This window comes from Streptomyces sp. NPDC053673 (assembly GCF_055585225.1).
The window spans coordinates 28,005-44,216 of sequence record NZ_JBVJKN010000015.1 but is presented as its reverse complement, the minus strand read 5'-3'; the positions used below and the strand labels follow the sequence as shown (position 1 = coordinate 44,216).

At 69.6% G+C, this 16,212-nt stretch carries 16 protein-coding genes and 1 pseudogene; 9 read left to right on the top strand and 8 right to left on the bottom strand.

The window, feature by feature from the left end:
* Positions 1–170: 170 nt before the first annotated feature.
* Positions 171–476, bottom strand: a pseudogene (locus tag ACZ6ZQ_RS21735) (hypothetical protein); the annotation flags it as partial.
* 86 nt (positions 477–562) lie between these two features.
* Positions 563–2,101 carry a S8 family peptidase gene (locus ACZ6ZQ_RS21730; RefSeq protein WP_469770147.1) on the bottom strand — a complete coding sequence of 513 codons (1,539 nt, stop codon included), beginning with the start codon at positions 2,099–2,101 and terminating at the stop codon, positions 563–565.
* Positions 2,102–2,382: 281 nt separating this feature from the next.
* On the opposite strand from ACZ6ZQ_RS21730, the gene ACZ6ZQ_RS21725 reads away from it, so the two are divergent.
* The 3 genes from ACZ6ZQ_RS21725 to moaA all read left to right on the top strand — a co-directional run bounded on the left by ACZ6ZQ_RS21725 (position 2,383) and on the right by moaA (position 5,554).
* Positions 2,383–2,748: a DUF485 domain-containing protein gene (locus tag ACZ6ZQ_RS21725; protein WP_469770146.1), complete on the top strand. Its 366-nt coding sequence runs from the start codon at positions 2,383–2,385 to the stop codon at positions 2,746–2,748.
* Positions 2,745–4,379, top strand: a complete 1,635-nt coding sequence (locus ACZ6ZQ_RS21720) for a solute symporter family protein (protein ID WP_469770145.1) — start codon at positions 2,745–2,747, stop codon at positions 4,377–4,379. Before ACZ6ZQ_RS21725 ends, ACZ6ZQ_RS21720 begins: the two co-directional genes overlap by 4 nt.
* Before the next feature lie 185 nt (positions 4,380–4,564).
* The gene (gene moaA, locus ACZ6ZQ_RS21715) at positions 4,565–5,554 is read left to right on the top strand and encodes a GTP 3',8-cyclase MoaA (protein WP_469770144.1); all 990 of its coding nucleotides are present in this window, start codon (positions 4,565–4,567) and stop codon (positions 5,552–5,554) included.
* Here the strand turns inward: moaA and ACZ6ZQ_RS21710 are convergent.
* Together ACZ6ZQ_RS21710 and ACZ6ZQ_RS21705 are read right to left on the bottom strand one after the other, a co-directional pair.
* Positions 5,537–5,761 (bottom strand): hypothetical protein, encoded by a 225-nt coding sequence (locus ACZ6ZQ_RS21710; RefSeq protein WP_469770143.1) that lies wholly within the window; start codon positions 5,759–5,761, stop codon positions 5,537–5,539. The two genes, moaA and ACZ6ZQ_RS21710, sit on opposite strands and share 18 nt — an antisense overlap.
* Positions 5,762–5,954: 193 nt before the next feature.
* Positions 5,955–6,344, bottom strand: coding sequence for a DUF3099 domain-containing protein (locus ACZ6ZQ_RS21705; RefSeq protein ID WP_469770269.1), 390 nt, complete (start codon positions 6,342–6,344; stop codon positions 5,955–5,957).
* Between the two features lie 215 nt (positions 6,345–6,559).
* Between ACZ6ZQ_RS21705 and ACZ6ZQ_RS21700 the strand changes: the two genes are divergently transcribed.
* The gene (locus tag ACZ6ZQ_RS21700; protein ID WP_469770142.1) at positions 6,560–6,835 is read left to right on the top strand and encodes a GlsB/YeaQ/YmgE family stress response membrane protein; all 276 of its coding nucleotides are present in this window, start codon (positions 6,560–6,562) and stop codon (positions 6,833–6,835) included.
* Positions 6,836–6,971: 136 nt separating this feature from the next.
* Here ACZ6ZQ_RS21700 and tyrS read toward each other — a convergent pair whose 3' ends face one another.
* From tyrS to ACZ6ZQ_RS21685, 3 genes are all read right to left on the bottom strand, one after another.
* Positions 6,972–8,240 (bottom strand): tyrosine--tRNA ligase, encoded by a 1,269-nt coding sequence (gene tyrS, locus ACZ6ZQ_RS21695; protein ID WP_469770141.1) that lies wholly within the window; start codon positions 8,238–8,240, stop codon positions 6,972–6,974.
* Between the two features lie 107 nt (positions 8,241–8,347).
* Positions 8,348–9,739 (bottom strand): metallopeptidase TldD-related protein, encoded by a 1,392-nt coding sequence (locus tag ACZ6ZQ_RS21690; protein WP_469770140.1) that lies wholly within the window; start codon positions 9,737–9,739, stop codon positions 8,348–8,350.
* An 82-nt stretch (positions 9,740–9,821) separates the two neighbouring features.
* The gene (locus ACZ6ZQ_RS21685) at positions 9,822–11,345 is read right to left on the bottom strand and encodes a TldD/PmbA family protein (RefSeq protein ID WP_469770139.1); all 1,524 of its coding nucleotides are present in this window, start codon (positions 11,343–11,345) and stop codon (positions 9,822–9,824) included.
* 311 nt (positions 11,346–11,656) lie between these two features.
* Between ACZ6ZQ_RS21685 and fabG the strand changes: the two genes are divergently transcribed.
* The 3 genes from fabG (at position 11,657) to ACZ6ZQ_RS21670 (ending at position 13,693) form a co-directional block, all read left to right on the top strand.
* Positions 11,657–12,376 (top strand): 3-oxoacyl-[acyl-carrier-protein] reductase, encoded by a 720-nt coding sequence (gene fabG, locus ACZ6ZQ_RS21680; protein WP_453668648.1) that lies wholly within the window; start codon positions 11,657–11,659, stop codon positions 12,374–12,376.
* Between the two features lie 4 nt (positions 12,377–12,380).
* Positions 12,381–13,151 (top strand): enoyl-ACP reductase FabI, encoded by a 771-nt coding sequence (gene fabI, locus ACZ6ZQ_RS21675; RefSeq protein ID WP_453668649.1) that lies wholly within the window; start codon positions 12,381–12,383, stop codon positions 13,149–13,151.
* Between the two features lie 200 nt (positions 13,152–13,351).
* Positions 13,352–13,693, top strand: a complete 342-nt coding sequence (locus ACZ6ZQ_RS21670; protein ID WP_469770138.1) for a hypothetical protein — start codon at positions 13,352–13,354, stop codon at positions 13,691–13,693.
* Positions 13,694–13,735: 42 nt separating this feature from the next.
* Here ACZ6ZQ_RS21670 and ACZ6ZQ_RS21665 read toward each other — a convergent pair whose 3' ends face one another.
* Positions 13,736–14,410 carry a FadR/GntR family transcriptional regulator gene (locus tag ACZ6ZQ_RS21665; RefSeq protein ID WP_469770137.1) on the bottom strand — a complete coding sequence of 225 codons (675 nt, stop codon included), beginning with the start codon at positions 14,408–14,410 and terminating at the stop codon, positions 13,736–13,738.
* Positions 14,411–14,565: 155 nt separating this feature from the next.
* On the opposite strand from ACZ6ZQ_RS21665, the gene ACZ6ZQ_RS21660 reads away from it, so the two are divergent.
* A complete protein-coding gene (locus tag ACZ6ZQ_RS21660) occupies positions 14,566–15,936 on the top strand; it encodes a CynX/NimT family MFS transporter (protein WP_469770136.1) in 1,371 nt (456 codons plus the stop codon).
* 4 nt (positions 15,937–15,940) lie between these two features.
* Entirely contained in the window at positions 15,941–16,057 is a 117-nt protein-coding gene (locus ACZ6ZQ_RS21655) for an SGM_5486 family transporter-associated protein (RefSeq protein WP_469770135.1), read from the top strand.
* Positions 16,058–16,212 lie beyond the last annotated feature (155 nt).

Genomic DNA, 16,212 nt, shown 5'->3' with positions numbered 1-16,212 from the left:
CCGGCTGTGCTCGATGTGCGGCTCCGCCGCGTGGCCGCAGGCCCCCAGACCCCCGTACGCCCTTCGGCCGTGTCCTCAATCTCCCCCGGAGCTTCGCTGGGGGAGACCCCAGACGGGCTCCATAGGAGCCGCTCCGGCGATCGAGGAGCGGGGGTTCGGGGGTAGAGCCCCCGAATCAGGGGTCTGGGGCAGGAGCCCCAGTTCCCGCCGGCGCGGCGCGCGGCGTGCTCCGCCGCCGCGAGCGAGCACACCGCCACCGTGGCGCGGGCCAGCTCCATGACCGGCAGTCGGGCCGCGAGCAGCCCCGACGGGCCGCCGTACGAGCCCCGCCCGGTGAGTGCGGGGTCACCGCCGAGCGCCGCCCACAGCCGCTCCGTGCCGCCGGACCTGCCTGGAGTCAGGGACCTGCCGGACCTGCCGGACCCCCTGGGCCCACCGTGCCCACCGCGCCCGCCGCGTGAAGGAGTGTCAGTCATCCCCGCACTATGGCACCCGGTGCCAGGACCGGACATGGAAAGGGCCCGGGCGTGACCGTTCACGCCCGGGCCCTCCCCCAACCGCCTTACCAGCGCACCGCGTCCAGTGCGTCCGTCATCCCGGCCCCGTAGAAGCCGTTCTCGCTCTTCCCGCCCTCGCACACCGCGTCGACCTTGCCGTCGCCGTCGATGTCGTACGGGTTGGCGCAGTCGTGGTCGTCGGCCTGCGCGTACAGCAGCGCCTTCACCCCGGCCGCCGAGATGTACGGGTGCTTCGACTTGATGAGCGCGACGACACCCGCGACATGCGGGGACGCCATGGAGGTGCCGGCCTTGTAGGTCCAGGTGTGGCCGCCCTTGAACGTCGTCGAAAGGATCCGGCCATTGGTGGCCGGAGCCTCCGGCGGCTGGTACACCGTGGAGTCACCGCCCGGCGCCGCGATGTCGACGACCCCGAGACCGTAGTTCGAGTACGACGACTTCAGGCCCTTGGCGCCGGTCGCCGAGACCGTGACGACATCCGGCAGCATGGCCGGGATGTCCAGGCACTCGCGCAGATCGACGACCCGAGACACCGGGGTGGTGTCGTTCGGGCTGGTCGTGTCGGTGACCTCGTCGGCGGCGAGGTCCGTACGGGAGTTGCCGGCCGAGGCGACGTTCACCGCGCCCTTGCGCTCCGCGTACCGGGTGGCCCGGGTGAGCGTCTCGACCAGGGCCTTCTGGTCCTCGTCGGTCTTGCAGTTGTAGAGCCACGGGTCGGTGTAGAAGCTGCTGTTGGTCACATCGGCCCCGTGGTCGGCAGCCCACATGAAGCCGCAGAGGACCGCCTCGGTGTAGTAGAACCCGTCCGGGTTGGCCACCTTGAGGCTGGAGACCTTCACGCCCGGAGCGACACCGGTGACGCCGAAGCCGTTCTTGGCGGCGGCGATGGTGCCCGCCACATGCATGCCGTGGTCGCTCTCGGTGGCCGTCGGCCGCCATGCCTTGTCCTTGGTGACCGGCACGCCGCTCACACAGTTGGCCGATCCCGCACTGTCGAAGTTCGGCGCGATGTCCGGGTGGGTGTCGTCGACGCCCGAGTCGAGGACGGCGACCGTGACGTTGCTGCTGCCCAGCGTCCGCTGGTGCGCCTTGTCCGCCTTGATGGCGGGCAGGTCCCACTGCAGCGGCTCCAGCGGATCCTGTTCGTCGGTCGCGTTCGTCGCGGCCGCCTTCATCTCCGCGGAGGTGAGCGGCTGCTCCGCGTCGATGGCGTGGTCGTTCTGCGCGGCCAGCGGGCTGGTACGGGTGGCACCCGCCGAGACGACACCCCGCACCGTACGGATCTGCCGCGCGAAGTCGGGGTTCTGCGAGTGGACGACGATGACGCCGATCCGGTCGTAGGCGATCACCACCGTGCCGCCGGCCCTCTCGATCGCCCGCTTCACCGACGTGGCGGTGGAGTGACCGCCAGAGGTGTTGACGACGTACGACAGAGTCGGGCCGCTCGCCGTGACGGCAGTGGGCGTGTCGTCGGCGGGTGCGGCCGTCGCCGGGCCCGCGGGCAGGAATCCGAGCGACGCCGTGAGCGCCAGACCGGCGGGCAGAGCTATTGCGCGCTTGCGTCTGGCGGGCAGATGAGCCATGGGGTCTCCACATCATCCGGGCGAGCCGCCCAGCCACGGCGTGTGACTGGGCGGGTACATGACGAGCGAAGCTATCGCCGATCATCGGCACATATCAACGACTTCAAGGCTTCGGACGGAAGTTCGCCGGAAACTCCCGACAGGAAAAGGCCGAAGGTGAACCGCTTCGGGGCGCCTTCCGTGCCGTTGTCAGGGGGAGGAGCGACATCACCGCTCCCCCCCCGGGCACATGCAGAGGTCCCAACCGTCCACCTACCGCACCCGCGTCGCGAGGAGATTCCGTGGCTACCGATGCACCGCCGCCGCCCGGCGGCACGGACACCAGTCCCGTCCAGCTCACGACAGAGTCGTTCGTCGAGGTGCAGGAGAGTGCGGAATTCGGCGAACTGCGCCGCACCTACCGCTCCTTCGCCTTCCCCCTGACCATCGCCTTCATCACCTGGTACCTGCTCTACGTCCTGCTGTCCAACTACGCGGGCGGCTTCATGGGCACCAAGCTCTTCGGCAACATCAACGTGGCCCTTGTCCTCGGGCTCGCCCAGTTCGCCACCACGTTCCTCATCGCCTGGTTCTACGCGCGGCACGCGGCCGACGAGCTCGACCCCAAGGCGGAAGCGATCAAGTCCGGGATGGAGGCCGGCGCATGAGCGGCACCACCCTCCAGTACGCGCAGCTCGCGGCATCGAGCGCCACCACCGAGCACCGGCCGCTGATCATCACGCTCTTCGCGGCCTTCGTCGTCGCGACGCTGTTCATCACCGTCTGGGCAGGCCGGCAGACCAAGGACGCCGCCGACTTCTACGCCGGCGGCCGCCAGTTCACCGGTTTCCAGAACGGCCTCGCCATCTCCGGCGACTACATGTCCGCTGCGTCCTTCCTCGGTATCGCCGGTGCGATCGCCCTCTTCGGGTACGACGGCTTCCTCTACTCCGTCGGCTTCCTGGTCGCCTGGCTGGTCGCCCTGCTGCTCGTGGCCGAACCGCTGCGCAACTCCGGCCGCTTCACCATGGGCGACGTCCTCGCCTATCGCATGCGCCAGCGCCCGGTCCGTACCGCCGCCGGAACCTCCACCATCGTGGTCTCGATCTTCTATCTGCTCGCGCAGATGGCGGGTGCCGGCGTCCTCGTCTCACTGCTGCTCGGCATCACCAGCGACGCGGGCAAGGTCGCGATCGTCTGCCTGGTCGGCGTTCTGATGATCCTCTACGTCACCATCGGCGGCATGAAGGGCACCACCTGGGTGCAGATGGTCAAGGCCGTCCTGCTCATCGCGGGCACCCTGCTCATCACCTTCCTGGTGCTGTGGAAGTTCAACTTCAACGTCTCCGACCTGCTCGGCAAGGCCGCCGAGCAGAGCGGCAAGGGCGCGGCCTTCCTGGAGCCCGGCCTCAAGTACGGCGCGACCGGCACCTCCAAGCTGGACTTCATCTCGCTCGGTATCGCCCTGGTGCTCGGGACCGCGGGCCTGCCGCACATCCTGATCCGCTTCTACACCGTGCCCACGGCCAAGGCCGCCCGTAAGTCGGTCATCTGGGCCATCGGCATCATCGGCGGGTTCTATCTGATGACCATCGCGCTGGGCTTCGGTGCGGCCGCGCTCGTCGGCCCGGAGGAGATCAAGGCTTCCAACAAGGCGGGCAACACCGCCGCGCCTCTGCTCGCCCTGCACATCGGCGGCGTCGACTCGGCGGGCGGCGCGATCCTGCTCGCGGTGATCTCCGCGGTGGCCTTCGCCACCATCCTCGCCGTCGTCGCCGGCCTCACCCTGGCGTCCTCGTCGTCCTTCGCGCACGACATCTACGCCAACGTCATCCGCAGGGGACAGGCCAGCGAGAAGGAGGAGGTCCGCGCGGCCCGCTGGGCGACCGTCTTCATCGGCATCGTCTCCATCGCCCTCGGTGCGATGGCCCGCGATCTGAACGTGGCCGGTCTGGTCGCGCTCGCCTTCGCGGTCGCCGCCTCCGCGAACCTGCCGACGATCCTCTACAGCCTGTTCTGGAAGAGGTTCACCACGCAGGGCGCCCTGTGGTCGATCTACGGCGGCCTGGTCTCGTCGGTGGTCCTGGTGCTGTTCTCCCCGGTCGTCTCCGGAAAGCCGACGTCGATGTTCCCCTCGGCGGACTTCGCCTGGTTCCCGCTGGAGAACCCCGGGCTCGTCTCCATCCCGCTGGGCTTCCTGCTCGGCTGGATCGGCTCCCTGCTCTCCAAGGAGAAGCCGGACGCGGGCAAGTACGCCGAGCTGGAGGTCAAGTCCCTCACAGGCATCGGCGCCCACTGAGGAGGAATCCTTCATACGCATGACCACGGCCGCGTCGTAGGGTTCTACGACGCGGCCGCGGCGCACCTCGTGGCAAACGGCCCCTGTCGTTGTCAGAGGTCTCGCGTAGGCTCGCTTCCATACGAGTTCTTGTACGACCTTGATGTTTTCCCGTACGACTTCCGGACATGGGGAGGGGGCCCACAGTGCTCATCGACACCTACGGCCGTGTGGCCACTGACCTGCGGGTTTCGCTCACGGACCGGTGCAATCTGCGATGTGCCTACTGCATGCCCGAAGAAGGCCTGCAGTGGCTCGCAAAGCCCGACCTCCTCACCGACGACGAGATCGTCCGGCTCATCCGTATCGCCGTGACCCAGCTGGGGATCACCGAGGTCCGCTTCACCGGCGGCGAGCCGCTGCTGAGGCCCGGCCTCGTCGGCATCGTCGAGCGCTGCGCCGCGCTGGCGCCCCGCCCCAAGATGTCGCTGACGACCAACGGTATCGGCCTCAAGCGCACCGCGACCGCCCTCAAGGCCGCCGGCCTGGACCGGGTCAATGTCTCGCTCGACACGCTCCGCCCGGACGTCTTCAAGACCCTCACCCGCCGCGACCGCCACCACGATGTGCTGGAGGGTCTCCAGGCCGCCCGCGACGCCGGACTGACCCCGGTCAAGGTCAATACGGTCCTGATGCCGGGGCTCAACGACGACGAGGCGCCCGACCTCCTCGCCTGGGCCGTCGAGCACGACTACGAGCTGCGTTTCATCGAGCAGATGCCGCTGGACGCCCAGCACGGCTGGAAGCGTGACGGGATGATCACCGCGGGCGACATCCTTCAGTCGTTGCGCACGCGCTTCAGTCTCACGCCCGAGGGCGACGAGGCACGCGGCTCCGCGCCCGCCGAGCGCTGGCTCGTGGACGGCGGACCGCACCGGGTCGGAGTCATCGCCTCCGTCACCCGCCCCTTCTGCAGCGCCTGCGACCGCACCCGGCTGACCGCCGACGGACAGGTCCGCACCTGCCTGTTCGCGCAGGAGGAGACCGATCTGCGAGGCGCTCTGCGCTCCGCCGCGCCGGACGAGGAGATCGCCCGGATCTGGAAGCTCGCGATGTGGGGGAAGAAGGCCGGATCCGGTCTGGACGACCCGGCGTTCCTCCAGCCCCAGCGCCCCATGTCAGCCATCGGCGGCTGAATCCCGCTCCCACGCGTCGAGCGTCACGACGTCCTTCAGGAAACCGCGGACACCGAGGAACTGGGACAGATGCTCGCGGTGCTCGTCGCAGGCGAGCCAGGTCTTGCGGCGCTCGGGCGTATGCAGCTTCGGGTTGTTCCAGGCCAGTACCCAGACGGCGGCTGCCCGGCAGCCCTTCGCGGAACAGATCGGGGTCTCGTCACTCACCGGATCATTGTCCCCAACGTGGCGACGCCGAGCAGCCACGGGGGGAGCTGCCCGGCGTCGGTCCGTCGCTCCGACGGGGGATGCGGAGCGCACACGCAGTATGTCACGCGGAACGGGCTGTGGTGCACAGGAACTTCATGATTGATCTGAGCTTTTCTTGAGCTTCACGGGCAGGTATGCCCGGCGTCGCCGGTCAGCCCTGCCGGGTCGTCCGTTCCGCCTCGTCCTCCGCCTGCCCCTCCGCCTGGGCCTTCCGGTCGGATGCGGCGGATTCCGGTTCGGAAGGTCCGGCGCCGAGCACCGGACGCGTGGGGGCCGGGATGAAGGTGGGGGGCAGCTTCGGAGCGCTCTCGCGGCCCGCGTTGGCGATCACCACGGCGATGTACGGCAGCGTCGCGCCCAGCACCAGCGCCACGATCGCCACATGCCGTTCGACGTTCCAGAGCGTCGCGGCCAGGATCACCGCCAGGGTCCGGATCGACATCGAGATCACATAGCGGCGCTGCCGGCCGCGCACATCTTCGGCCAGTCCCTGACGGGCTCCGGTGATCCGGAAGACCTCGGTCGTGCTGTGCTTCCGCATGTCGTTCCACCGCCCGGCTGCCACGCCGGACTCTCCCCAGGTCCGGACCTGCTTCAACGGTACGCCGCCGCTCCGACGCATTCGAGACCGGGGCCGCTTCACCTCGGTGGACGGTACCTCTGCGTACTGTGTACGAAGCTGTTCGACATGCGTCGTATGGCCGATACGTTGAGACTGTCCGTAACTGCTCACGTCGATCCGACCAGGAGGCAGCCATGGGCTGGTTGTGGGCGATCATTGTCGGGTTTGTGCTGGGACTGCTGGCCAAGGCGATCCTGCCGGGGAAGCAGCACAGCCCGCTCTGGCTGATCACGATCTTCGGCATCATCGGCGGGATCGCCGGCAACGCCCTCGCGGGAGCCTTCGGGATCGCGGAGACCCCGGGCATCGACTGGGGCCGCCACGCCCTGCAGATCGTCGCCGCCCTGATCGTCGTCGGTGTCGGCGACATGCTCTACATGTCGGTGCGGGGCAAGAAGCAGGCGGCCTGACGGCGCCGGGCGTACGACTGTGGCCTGGCGGCGCCCACGTACGACAGCGGTCAGAGGGCCTCCGTGTACGACAGCGGCCGGGTGGGGCTCGATCCTGATCGCCCCGCCCGGCCGCCGTCGTGTGCCATGTGCCGGATCAGCCGGCCGTGACCTCCACCGCGGCCAGGTTCTTCTTTCCGCGGCGCAGCACGAGCCAGCGTCCGTGCAGCAGATCGTCGGCGGCGGGCACCGCGTCCTCGGCGGTCACCTTCACGTTGTTCACGTAGGCACCGCCCTCCTTGATGGTGCGGCGGGCCGCCGACTTGCTCGCGACCAGACCGACCTCGGCGAAGAGATCCGCCACCGCGGCCGGCTCGGCCACCCGCGCGTGCGGCAGCTCGGAGAGCGCCGCGCTCAGCGTCCTCTCGTCCAGCTCCTTCAGCTCGCCCTGACCGAAGAGCGCCTTCGACGCGGCGATGACGGCCGCGCACTGGTCGGCGCCGTGCACCAGCGTCGTCAGCTCCTCGGCGAGAGCACGCTGTGCGGCACGCGCCTGCGGCCGCTCCTCGGTGAGCTTCTCCAGCTCCTCGAGCTCCTCACGGCTCTTGAAGCTGAGGATCCGCATGTACGTGGAGACGTCCCGGTCGTCCACGTTCAGCCAGAACTGGTAGAACGCGTACGGCGTCGTCATCTCCGGGTCCAGCCAGACCGCCCCGCCCTCGGTCTTGCCGAACTTGGTGCCGTCCGCCTTGGTCATCAGCGGCGTCGCGAGCGCGTGCACGTTCGCGTGCGGCTCCAGGCGGTGGATCAGGTCCAGGCCCGCGGTCAGGTTGCCCCACTGGTCGCTGCCGCCCTGCTGCAGCGCGCAGCCGTAGCGTCGGTACAGCTCCAGGAAGTCCATGCCCTGCAGCAGCTGGTAGCTGAACTCGGTGTAGCTGATGCCCTGGTCGGACTCCAGCCGGCGGGCGACCGAGTCCTTGGTCAGCATCTTGTTGACGCGGAAGTGCTTGCCGATGTCCCGCAGGAACTCGATGGCGGACATGCCCGCCGTCCAGTCCAGGTTGTTCACCATCACCGCGGCGTTCTCGCCCTCGAAGGACAGGAACGGCTCGATCTGGGCACGCACCCGCTCCACCCAGGCCGCGACGGTCTCCGGATCGTTCAGCGTGCGCTCCGCCGTCGGCTTCGGGTCACCGATCTGACCCGTCGCCCCGCCCACCAGCGCCAGTGGGCGGTGGCCCGCACGCTGGAGCCGGCGCATGGTGAGCGCCTGCACCAGATGCCCCACGTGCAGGCTGGGCGCCGTCGGGTCGAAGCCGCAATAGAACGTGACGGGACCGTCCGCGAGCGCCTTGCGCAAAGCGTCCTCGTCAGTGGACAGGGCGAAAAGCCCGCGCCACTTCAGCTCGTCGACGATGTCCGTCACGGTCCTGTATCTCCTCGAACAAGGGTGAAAACGATGATGGCTGCGATGACTGCGATGGTTGCTTTCGCAGTCTGCTGCTTCAGCAGTCTATGGGCTCGCCGCCGGGCTCATACGCCCTGGCTGACCGAGCTCATGTTGAAGTCCGGGATGCGCAGCGCGGGCATCGCGGCCCGGGTGAACCAGTCGCTCCACTCACGCGGCAGCGTCTTCTCCGTACGCCCGGCCTCAGCGGCCCGCGACAGCAGGTCGACCGGCGACTCGTTGAACCGGAAGTTGTTCACCTCGCCGGTGACCTCCCCGTTCTCGACGAGATAGACGCCGTCCCGGGTCAGCCCGGTCAGCAGCAGCGTCGCCGGGTCGACCTCGCGGATGTACCAGAGGCAGGTCAGCAGCAGCCCCCGCTCGGTCGAGGCGACCATCTCCTCCAGGGACCGCTCGCCGCCGCCCTCCAGGATCAGATTGCCGGCGCCGGGAGCGACCGGCAGCCCGGTCAGGCCCGCGCTGTGCCGGGTGGTGATAAGCCGGTCCAGCGTGCCCTCCCGTACCCACTCCGTCGCCGACAGCGGCAGACCGTTGTCGAACACCGAGGCGTCGTCACCGGAGGAGTGCGCGATCACGAACGGCGCGGACTCAAGACCCGGCTCGTTCGGATCGCTGCGCAGTGTGAGCGGCAGCTCGGAGAGGGACTCGCCGATGCGGGTGCCGCCGCCGGGCTTCGAGAAGACCGTACGGCCCTCCACGGCGTCCCGGCCCGAGGACGACCACAGCTGGTAGATCAGCAGATCCGCCACCGCCGTCGGCGGCAGCAGCGTCTCGTACCGGCCCGCGGGCAGCTCGATACGGCGCTCCGCCCAGCCCAGCCGGATCGCCAGCTCCCCGTCGAGCGCCGCCGGGTCCACGTCCTTGAAGTCCCGCGTCGAGCGGCCCGCCCACGCCGAGCGGCTGCGGTCGGGCGACTTCGCGTTCAGCTCCAGCGTGCCGTTCGGCTGGTCGTGGCGGAGCCGTACGCCCGCCGACGTACCGAGATACGTCGAGGTCAGCTCGTGGTTGGCGAAGCCGTACAGCTCACGTCCGCCGGACCGGGCCCGGGCGAAGGCCTCGCCGAGCGCGGGCGCGAAGTCCGCGAAGACGGCCGAGGACGTCTCGGCCGGGGCGTCCGTGAAGTCCCCGGCCACCGGGACGCCGGACACCAGCGGCTGCGCGTCCTCCGCGGGACCCGCGGCCCGGGCGGCGGCCTCGGCGGCCCGCACCAGCGGCTCCAGGTCGTCAGCGGTCACCGCCGACCGCGACACCACACCGGACGCGGTGCCCTGAGTCCCGTCGACCGTGGCGATCACGGTGAGGGTACGGCCCCGGGTCACCCCGTTCGTGGTCAGCGCGTTCCCCGCCCAGCGCAGATTGGCCGACGAATGCTCGTCTGCGATGACCACACACCCGTCGGCGGTGGACAGTTCGAGGGCACGCTCGACGATCTCGTGCGGCTTGCTGACAGGGCTCATCGACCGGCCTCCTGAGTCGTGTTGAGACTGTGCTTTCCCGGGTGTCGTCCCCCGGACCCCCGGCCGATTCCGTGGTGACCGCTCATCGACCGGCCTCCTGAGTCGTGTTGAGGATGTTGACGCCGCGGAACAGCGCGGACGGGCAGCCGTGGGAGACCGCCGCGACCTGGCCCGGCTGGGCCTTGCCGCAGTTGAAGGCGCCGCCGAGGACGTACGTCTGCGGGCCGCCGACCTTCTCCATCGAGCCCCAGAAGTCCGTCGTCGTCGCCTGGTAGGCGACGTCCCGCAGCTGACCGGCCAGCCGGCCGTTCTCGATCCGGTAGAAACGCTGCCCGGTGAACTGGAAGTTGTAGCGCTGCATGTCGATCGACCAGGACCGGTCGCCGACCACGTAGATGCCGCGCTCCACGCCTCCGATCAGATCCTCCGTCGAAAGACCGCCCGGCTCCGGCTGCAACGACACGTTCGCCATCCGCTGCACGGGAACATGCCCGGGCGAGTCCGCGAACGCGCAGCCGTTGGAGCGGCCGAGACCCGTCAGTCGCGCGATGCGCCGGTCCAGCTGGTAGCCGACGAGCGTGCCGTCCTTGACGAGGTCCCAGCTCTGCGCCTCGACGCCCTCGTCGTCGTACCCGACCGTGGCGAGACCGTGCTCCGCCGTCCTGTCACCGGTCACATTCATCACCGACGAGCCGTAGCGCAGCTTGTTCAGCTGGTCGAAGGTGGCGAAGGACGTGCCGGCGTACGCCGCCTCGTAGCCGAGCGCCCGGTCCAGCTCGGTGGCGTGGCCGATCGACTCGTGGATCGTCAGCCACAGGTTGGACGGGTCCACGACCAGGTCGTACGCCCCCGCCTCGACGCTCGGCGCGCGCATCTTCTCGGCGAGCAGCTCCGGGATCTGTTCCAGCTCGGAGTCCCAGTCCCAGCCCGTCCCCGTCAGATACTCCCAGCCTCGGCCGACCGGCGGCGCGATCGTCCGCATCGAGTCGAACTCACCGGTCGTCTCGTCCACAGCGACCGCCGTGAGCTGCGGATGCAGCCGCACCCGCTGCTGCGTGGTGACGGTGCCCGCCGTGTCCGCGTAGAACTTGTTCTCGTGCACGGTGAGCAGCGAGGCGTCCACGTGCGCCACACCAACCGCCTGCAGCAGCCGCGTGCTCCAGTCCGTCAGCAGCGCGGACTTCTCCTCGTCGGCGACCGTGAACGGATCGATCTCGTACGACGAGACCCACGTACGGTCCGCGTGCACCGGCTCCTGCGCGAGCTCCACCCGCTCGTCGGACCCGGCCGCCGCGATCACCTGCGCGGACAGCTTGGCCATTGCCACGGCCTGGCTCGCGACCCGCGCTGCCGCGTCCATGGTCAGATCGACCCCGGACGCGAAACCCCATGCCCCGCCGTGCACGACCCGCACCGCGTACCCGAGATCGGTGGTGTCGGAGGAACCGGCGGGCTTCGCGTCCCTCAGCCGCCACGCCGCGCTGCGCACCCGCTCCAGCCGGAAGTCGGCATGCTCGGCGCCGAGCGCGCGGGCCCGCGCGAGCGCCGCGTCGGCGAGCGCCCGCAGCGGCAGCGCCAGGAAAGACTGATCGATGTCATGGGGCACAGCGGCCCTCCCCTTCTCGACCCAACCGATTACGACTCGCAGTGAATCATGCAGTGCCGACAGTCACGACGGCCATCGCTTTGCCGTCTGCGACGGCGGGGCATGCCGGGGAACGAGCCGGCGACGTCGGGAAACGACACGCCAGGACCGGTCCTGGCCAGGGGCCCGGGCTCGGGACCGCCCCGCCGGGCGGCCTTCTGTAGGGACCCGACAGTGCATCCGGTACGCCACTGTCAGGGGTCGATCCCTTGCAGAAGGGGCGGTACCGATAGGTTTTCGCAGTACCAGACCGCTATCGAAAGGGTGATCCGTTGAGCCGCTCGGTTCTCGTCACCGGAGGAAACCGGGGCATCGGCCTCGCCATCGCCCGCGCGTTCGCCGAAGCCGGTGACAAGGTCGCGATCACATACCGGTCGGGGGAGCCGCCGGAGGCCCTGACCCAGCTCGGCTGCCTGGCCGTCAGGTGTGACATCACCGACGCCGAACAGGTGGAGCAGGCCTACAAGGAGATCGAGGACAAGCACGGTCCCGTGGAGGTGCTCGTCGCCAACGCCGGCGTCACCAAGGACCAGCTGCTGATGCGGATGTCCGAGGAGGACTTCGTCTCCGTTCTCGACACCAACCTCACCGGCACCTTCCGTGTCGTGAAGCGGGCCAACCGCGGCATGCTGCGGGCCAAGAAGGGCCGTGTCGTCCTGATCTCCTCCGTGGTCGGCCTGCTCGGCTCCGCGGGTCAGGCCAACTACGCCGCCTCCAAGGCCGGCCTGGTCGGCTTCGCCCGTTCCCTCGCCCGCGAACTCGGGTCGCGGAACATCACGTTCAACGTCGTCGCGCCCGGTTTTGTCGACACCGACATGACCAAGGTGCTCAGCGACGAGCAGCGCGCGGGCATCGTCTCGCAGGTGCCGCTCGGCCGTTACGCGCAGCCGGAGGAGATCGCCGCCGCGGTGAAGTTCCTCGCCTCCGACGACGCCTCGTACATCACTGGAGCCGTCATCCCCGTTGACGGCGGATTGGGCATGGGTCACTGATCACATGAGTGGAATCCTCGCCGGCAAGCGCATCCTCATCACCGGTGTGCTGATGGAGTCCTCCATCGCCTTCCACACCGCCAAGCTGGCCCAGGAGCAGGGCGCGGAGATCATCCTGACGGCCTTCCCGCGGCCCACCCTGACCGAGCGGATCGCCAGGAAGCTCCCCAAGCCCACCAAGGTCATCGAGCTCGACGTCACCAACGACGAGCACCTCGGCCGCCTCGAGGACGCCGTGCGCGAGGAGCTCGGTGGTCTGGACGGCATCGTCCACTCCATCGGCTTCGCCCCGCAGGACGCGCTCGGCGGCAACTTCCTGAACACGCCGTTCGAGTCCGTGGCGACCGCGATGCACGTCTCCGCGTTCTCGCTGAAGTCGCTCACCATGGCCTGCCTGCCGCTGATCCCGCAGGAGGGCGCCTCGGTGGTCGGCCTGACCTTCGACGCCCAGTTCGCCTGGCCGCAGTACGACTGGATGGGCCCGGCGAAGGCCGCGCTGGAGGCCACCTCCCGCTACCTCGCCCGTGACCTGGGCAAGCAGCACGTCCGCTGCAACCTCATCTCGGCCGGCCCCATCGGCTCCATGGCTGCCAAGTCCATCCCCGGCTTCACGGAGCTCGCGGACGTGTGGAACCACCGTTCCCCGCTGGAGTGGGACATGGCCGACCCGGAGCCGGCCGGCCGCGGTGTCGTCGCGCTTCTGTCCGACTGGTTCCCGAAGACCACGGGCGAGATCATCCACGTCGACGGTGGCGTGCACATGATGGGTGCGTAACGCAGCGTAACGAATGTCAGGGCGTCGCCCGGACGCCTGCGATGCCCCGGTCACCCGCTGTGTGCGGGGGGCCGGGGCATCGCCCGTTCGGGTCAATGGAACGGGCGGACAGCCCCCCGGCCGGGTGACCCTGGAGAGGCAATCCCTCCCTTGTGGTGCAGCAGCGGCGTTCGCCGCAGTACGGCCGAGGAGGTCTGCTTGTGCGTACGTCCTGGCGTTCAGCGTCCGCGCTGGGGGTACTGGTGGCCCTTCTGTGGCCGGTACCCCCAGCGGCTTCCCAGACGCGCGGGGAGTCCGCTCCCCGGCCCTTCGGGGCCGACTGCAGCGTCTACGTCGAAGGCTCCCGGGCCACGGCGTACTGCCACAACCCCTACCTGGACACCGACCGGGTCCAGCTCCACGTCGAGTGCGAGCGGTGGTGGGACGTCGACGCCGACAGCAAGCCCGTCGACCTCGGCCCGACCGGCCGCGCCGAACTGAGCGAGCGCTGCTGGAAGGAGATACGCACCGTCTGGGTGAGCCATCTGCGCCGGCCCTCGTGACGATCGCGACCGTGCGGTTCGTGACGATCGCGACCGTGCGGCTCACACGCCGTTGCGCAGACACATGAAGGGGTAGCTCGCGGCCTCCGACGCCGCCGTGTCCCCGTCGCACGCGCGGATCGCCTCGACCAGCCGCGCATGGTCCATGTGGTTCTCCGGGCGCAGCTCCTGCCCCACGTCGTCGCGCAGCCAGTCGCGCAGCAGATCACCCAGGTCGGCGTAGAGCGCGGTCAGCACGTCGTTGTGGGACGCTGCGACGACCGCCAGGTGGAATGTGGCGTCGGCCGCGACGAACACCTCGGCGTCGCCCGACTCCCATGCCTCTTCGCGGCGCGCCAACAGCGTGTCCAGCTGCTTCAGCTCCCGCTCCGTACGGCGCTCGGCGGCCAGCCGGGCCGCGGAGGACTCGAGGGTGGAGCGCAGCTCGGCGATGTGCCGCGGGTCGGCGTCGGCGAACCGGCGGTGCATGACCCCGGCCAGCTCGCTCGTCGCGACGACATAGGTGCCCGAGCCCTGCCGGATGTCCAGGAGCCCGTTGTGGGCGAGCGCGCGGACCGCCTCGCGGACGGTGTTGCGAGCCACGCCCAGCTGCTCGACCAGTTCGGGTTCGGTCGGAATCCGCGAGCCCACCGGCCACTCACCCGAGGTGATCTGGTTCCGCAGCTCGGTGATCACCTGGTCCGAGAGGGCGGAACGCCGGGGAGAGGTCAGCGCCATGGTGCTCCTTGTCCGCGGGATCGGTAAGCGACGTCATACAGAAGTCTGTCGGATGAAAGCCGTACGGAAAGTTGATGGGGAGCCGTACGCACAGGCGTACGCCAGAGTCGTACGGGATTGGACAACCAATCATCCCATGATTCTATGATGGCTCCATGTCCGACGAGACCCAGACCCGCACCCTGAGCCCCGCGACCACGGCACCCCGTACACGGGTCGATTCTCCCGCGCCGAAGTCCCAGGCGTGGCTCGCGCGGCTCGTCGTCGTCGGTCTCGTCCTCGCCGCGCTCAACCTCCGCCCCGCCATCACCAGCCTCGGCGCCCTCCTCGCAGAGGTGCAGAGCGGACTCCACATGAGCGGCAGCGTCGCCGGAGTCCTCACGTCCGTACCGCCGCTCTGCTTCGCGGTCTTCGGCATCACCGCGCCCCGGCTCGCCCGTCGCTTCGGCCCCGCCGCCATCGTCTGCGCCGGAATGACCGCCATCACCGCGGGACTGCTGATACGTCCCTTCGCGGGCGGCACCGTCGGATTCCTCGCCGCCAGCGCGCTCGCCCTCGTGGGCATCGCCGTGAGCAACGTCCTGATGCCGGTGATCGTCAAGCGGTACTTCCCGGATCGTGTCGGCAGCGTCACCGGGCTCTACTCGATGGCCCTGTCGCTGGGCACCGCGCTCGCAGCGGCCGCGACCGTGCCCATGACGGAGGCGCTGGGCGGCAGTTGGCGCACCGGTCTCGTCGTCTGGGCCGGGCTCGCCGCAGTCGCCGTCCTGCCGTGGATCCTGCTGGTGCGCGACCGCGACCGCGACCGGGGCAGGGGCAGGGGCAGGGGTACGGGCACGAGCGCAGGTCCGGGTACAGGCACGGGCACGAGTACGGGCACGGCCTCCGCGCGGCTCGGCGCGTCCGCGGGCGGGCGGACCGGGCAGGCACCCGCCCCGCGCATCACCCGCAGCCGTACCGCCTGGGCCCTCGCCTGCTTCTTCGGCCTCCAGGCCACCGGCGCGTACATCACCATGGGCTGGATGCCGAAGATCTTCCGCGACGCCGGAGTCCCGGCCGGCACGGCAGGTGTGCTGCTCGCCGTGACCATGGTCATGGGCGTTCCGCTCGCCTTCGTGATCCCCCGGCTGGCCACCCGGCTGAAGACGCAGGGCCCGATCGTCGTCGCCCTCGGCCTGTGCGGACTGACGGGCTACGCGGGCCTGTTCCTGGCCCCGGCCGCCGGCGCCTGGGCCTGGGCGCTGCTGCTCGGCATCTCCAACTGCGCCTTCCCGCTCGCGCTGACCATGATCGGCATGCGTTCCCGCACCGGCGCCGGCGTCGTACGGCTCTCCGCGTTCGCGCAGAGCACCGGCTATCTGATCTCCATCCCCGGGCCGCTGCTGGTGGGCGTGCTCTACCAGCACAGCGGTGGCTGGGAACTGCCGCTCGCGCTGATGGCCGGGCTGATGCTGCCGCAGATGGCGGTCGGCATCCTGGCCGGGCGGGACCGCACGGTCGAGGACGAAGCCGGGATGCGACACTGACCCCATGCCTGTGCTCGACCCGAACCCCCCGAACAGCCAGAAGAAGCTCCTGCTCATCTTCGGCACGATGATCGCCATCACCGTGATCATCGGCGTCATCGCCTCGATCGCCTCGCCCTGAGACCAGGGCATCGCCTTGCCCTGAGGCCGGGACATCGCCTTGCCCTGAGACCAGGGCATCGCCTCGCCCTGAGACCAGGGCATCGCCTTGCCCTGAGGCCGGGACATCGCCTTGCCCTGAGACCAGGGCATCGCCTCGCCCTGAGACCAGGGCAT

What these genes read in the sequence shown, in the direction of transcription:
- ACZ6ZQ_RS21730 (WP_469770147.1), bottom strand. Translation starts at nt 2,101, where the DNA reads ATGGCTCATCTGCCCGCCAGACGCAAGCGCGCAATAGCTCTGCCCGCC.
- ACZ6ZQ_RS21720 (WP_469770145.1), top strand. Translation starts at nt 2,745, where the DNA reads ATGAGCGGCACCACCCTCCAGTACGCGCAGCTCGCGGCATCGAGCGCC.
- ACZ6ZQ_RS21705 (WP_469770269.1), bottom strand. Translation starts at nt 6,344, where the DNA reads ATGCGGAAGCACAGCACGACCGAGGTCTTCCGGATCACCGGAGCCCGT.
- ACZ6ZQ_RS21700 (WP_469770142.1), top strand. Translation starts at nt 6,560, where the DNA reads ATGGGCTGGTTGTGGGCGATCATTGTCGGGTTTGTGCTGGGACTGCTG.
- ACZ6ZQ_RS21690 (WP_469770140.1), bottom strand. Translation starts at nt 9,739, where the DNA reads ATGAGCCCTGTCAGCAAGCCGCACGAGATCGTCGAGCGTGCCCTCGAA.
- fabI (WP_453668649.1), top strand. Translation starts at nt 12,381, where the DNA reads ATGAGTGGAATCCTCGCCGGCAAGCGCATCCTCATCACCGGTGTGCTG.
- ACZ6ZQ_RS21665 (WP_469770137.1), bottom strand. Translation starts at nt 14,410, where the DNA reads ATGGCGCTGACCTCTCCCCGGCGTTCCGCCCTCTCGGACCAGGTGATC.
- ACZ6ZQ_RS21660 (WP_469770136.1), top strand. Translation starts at nt 14,566, where the DNA reads ATGTCCGACGAGACCCAGACCCGCACCCTGAGCCCCGCGACCACGGCA.
- ACZ6ZQ_RS21655 (WP_469770135.1), top strand. Translation starts at nt 15,941, where the DNA reads ATGCCTGTGCTCGACCCGAACCCCCCGAACAGCCAGAAGAAGCTCCTG.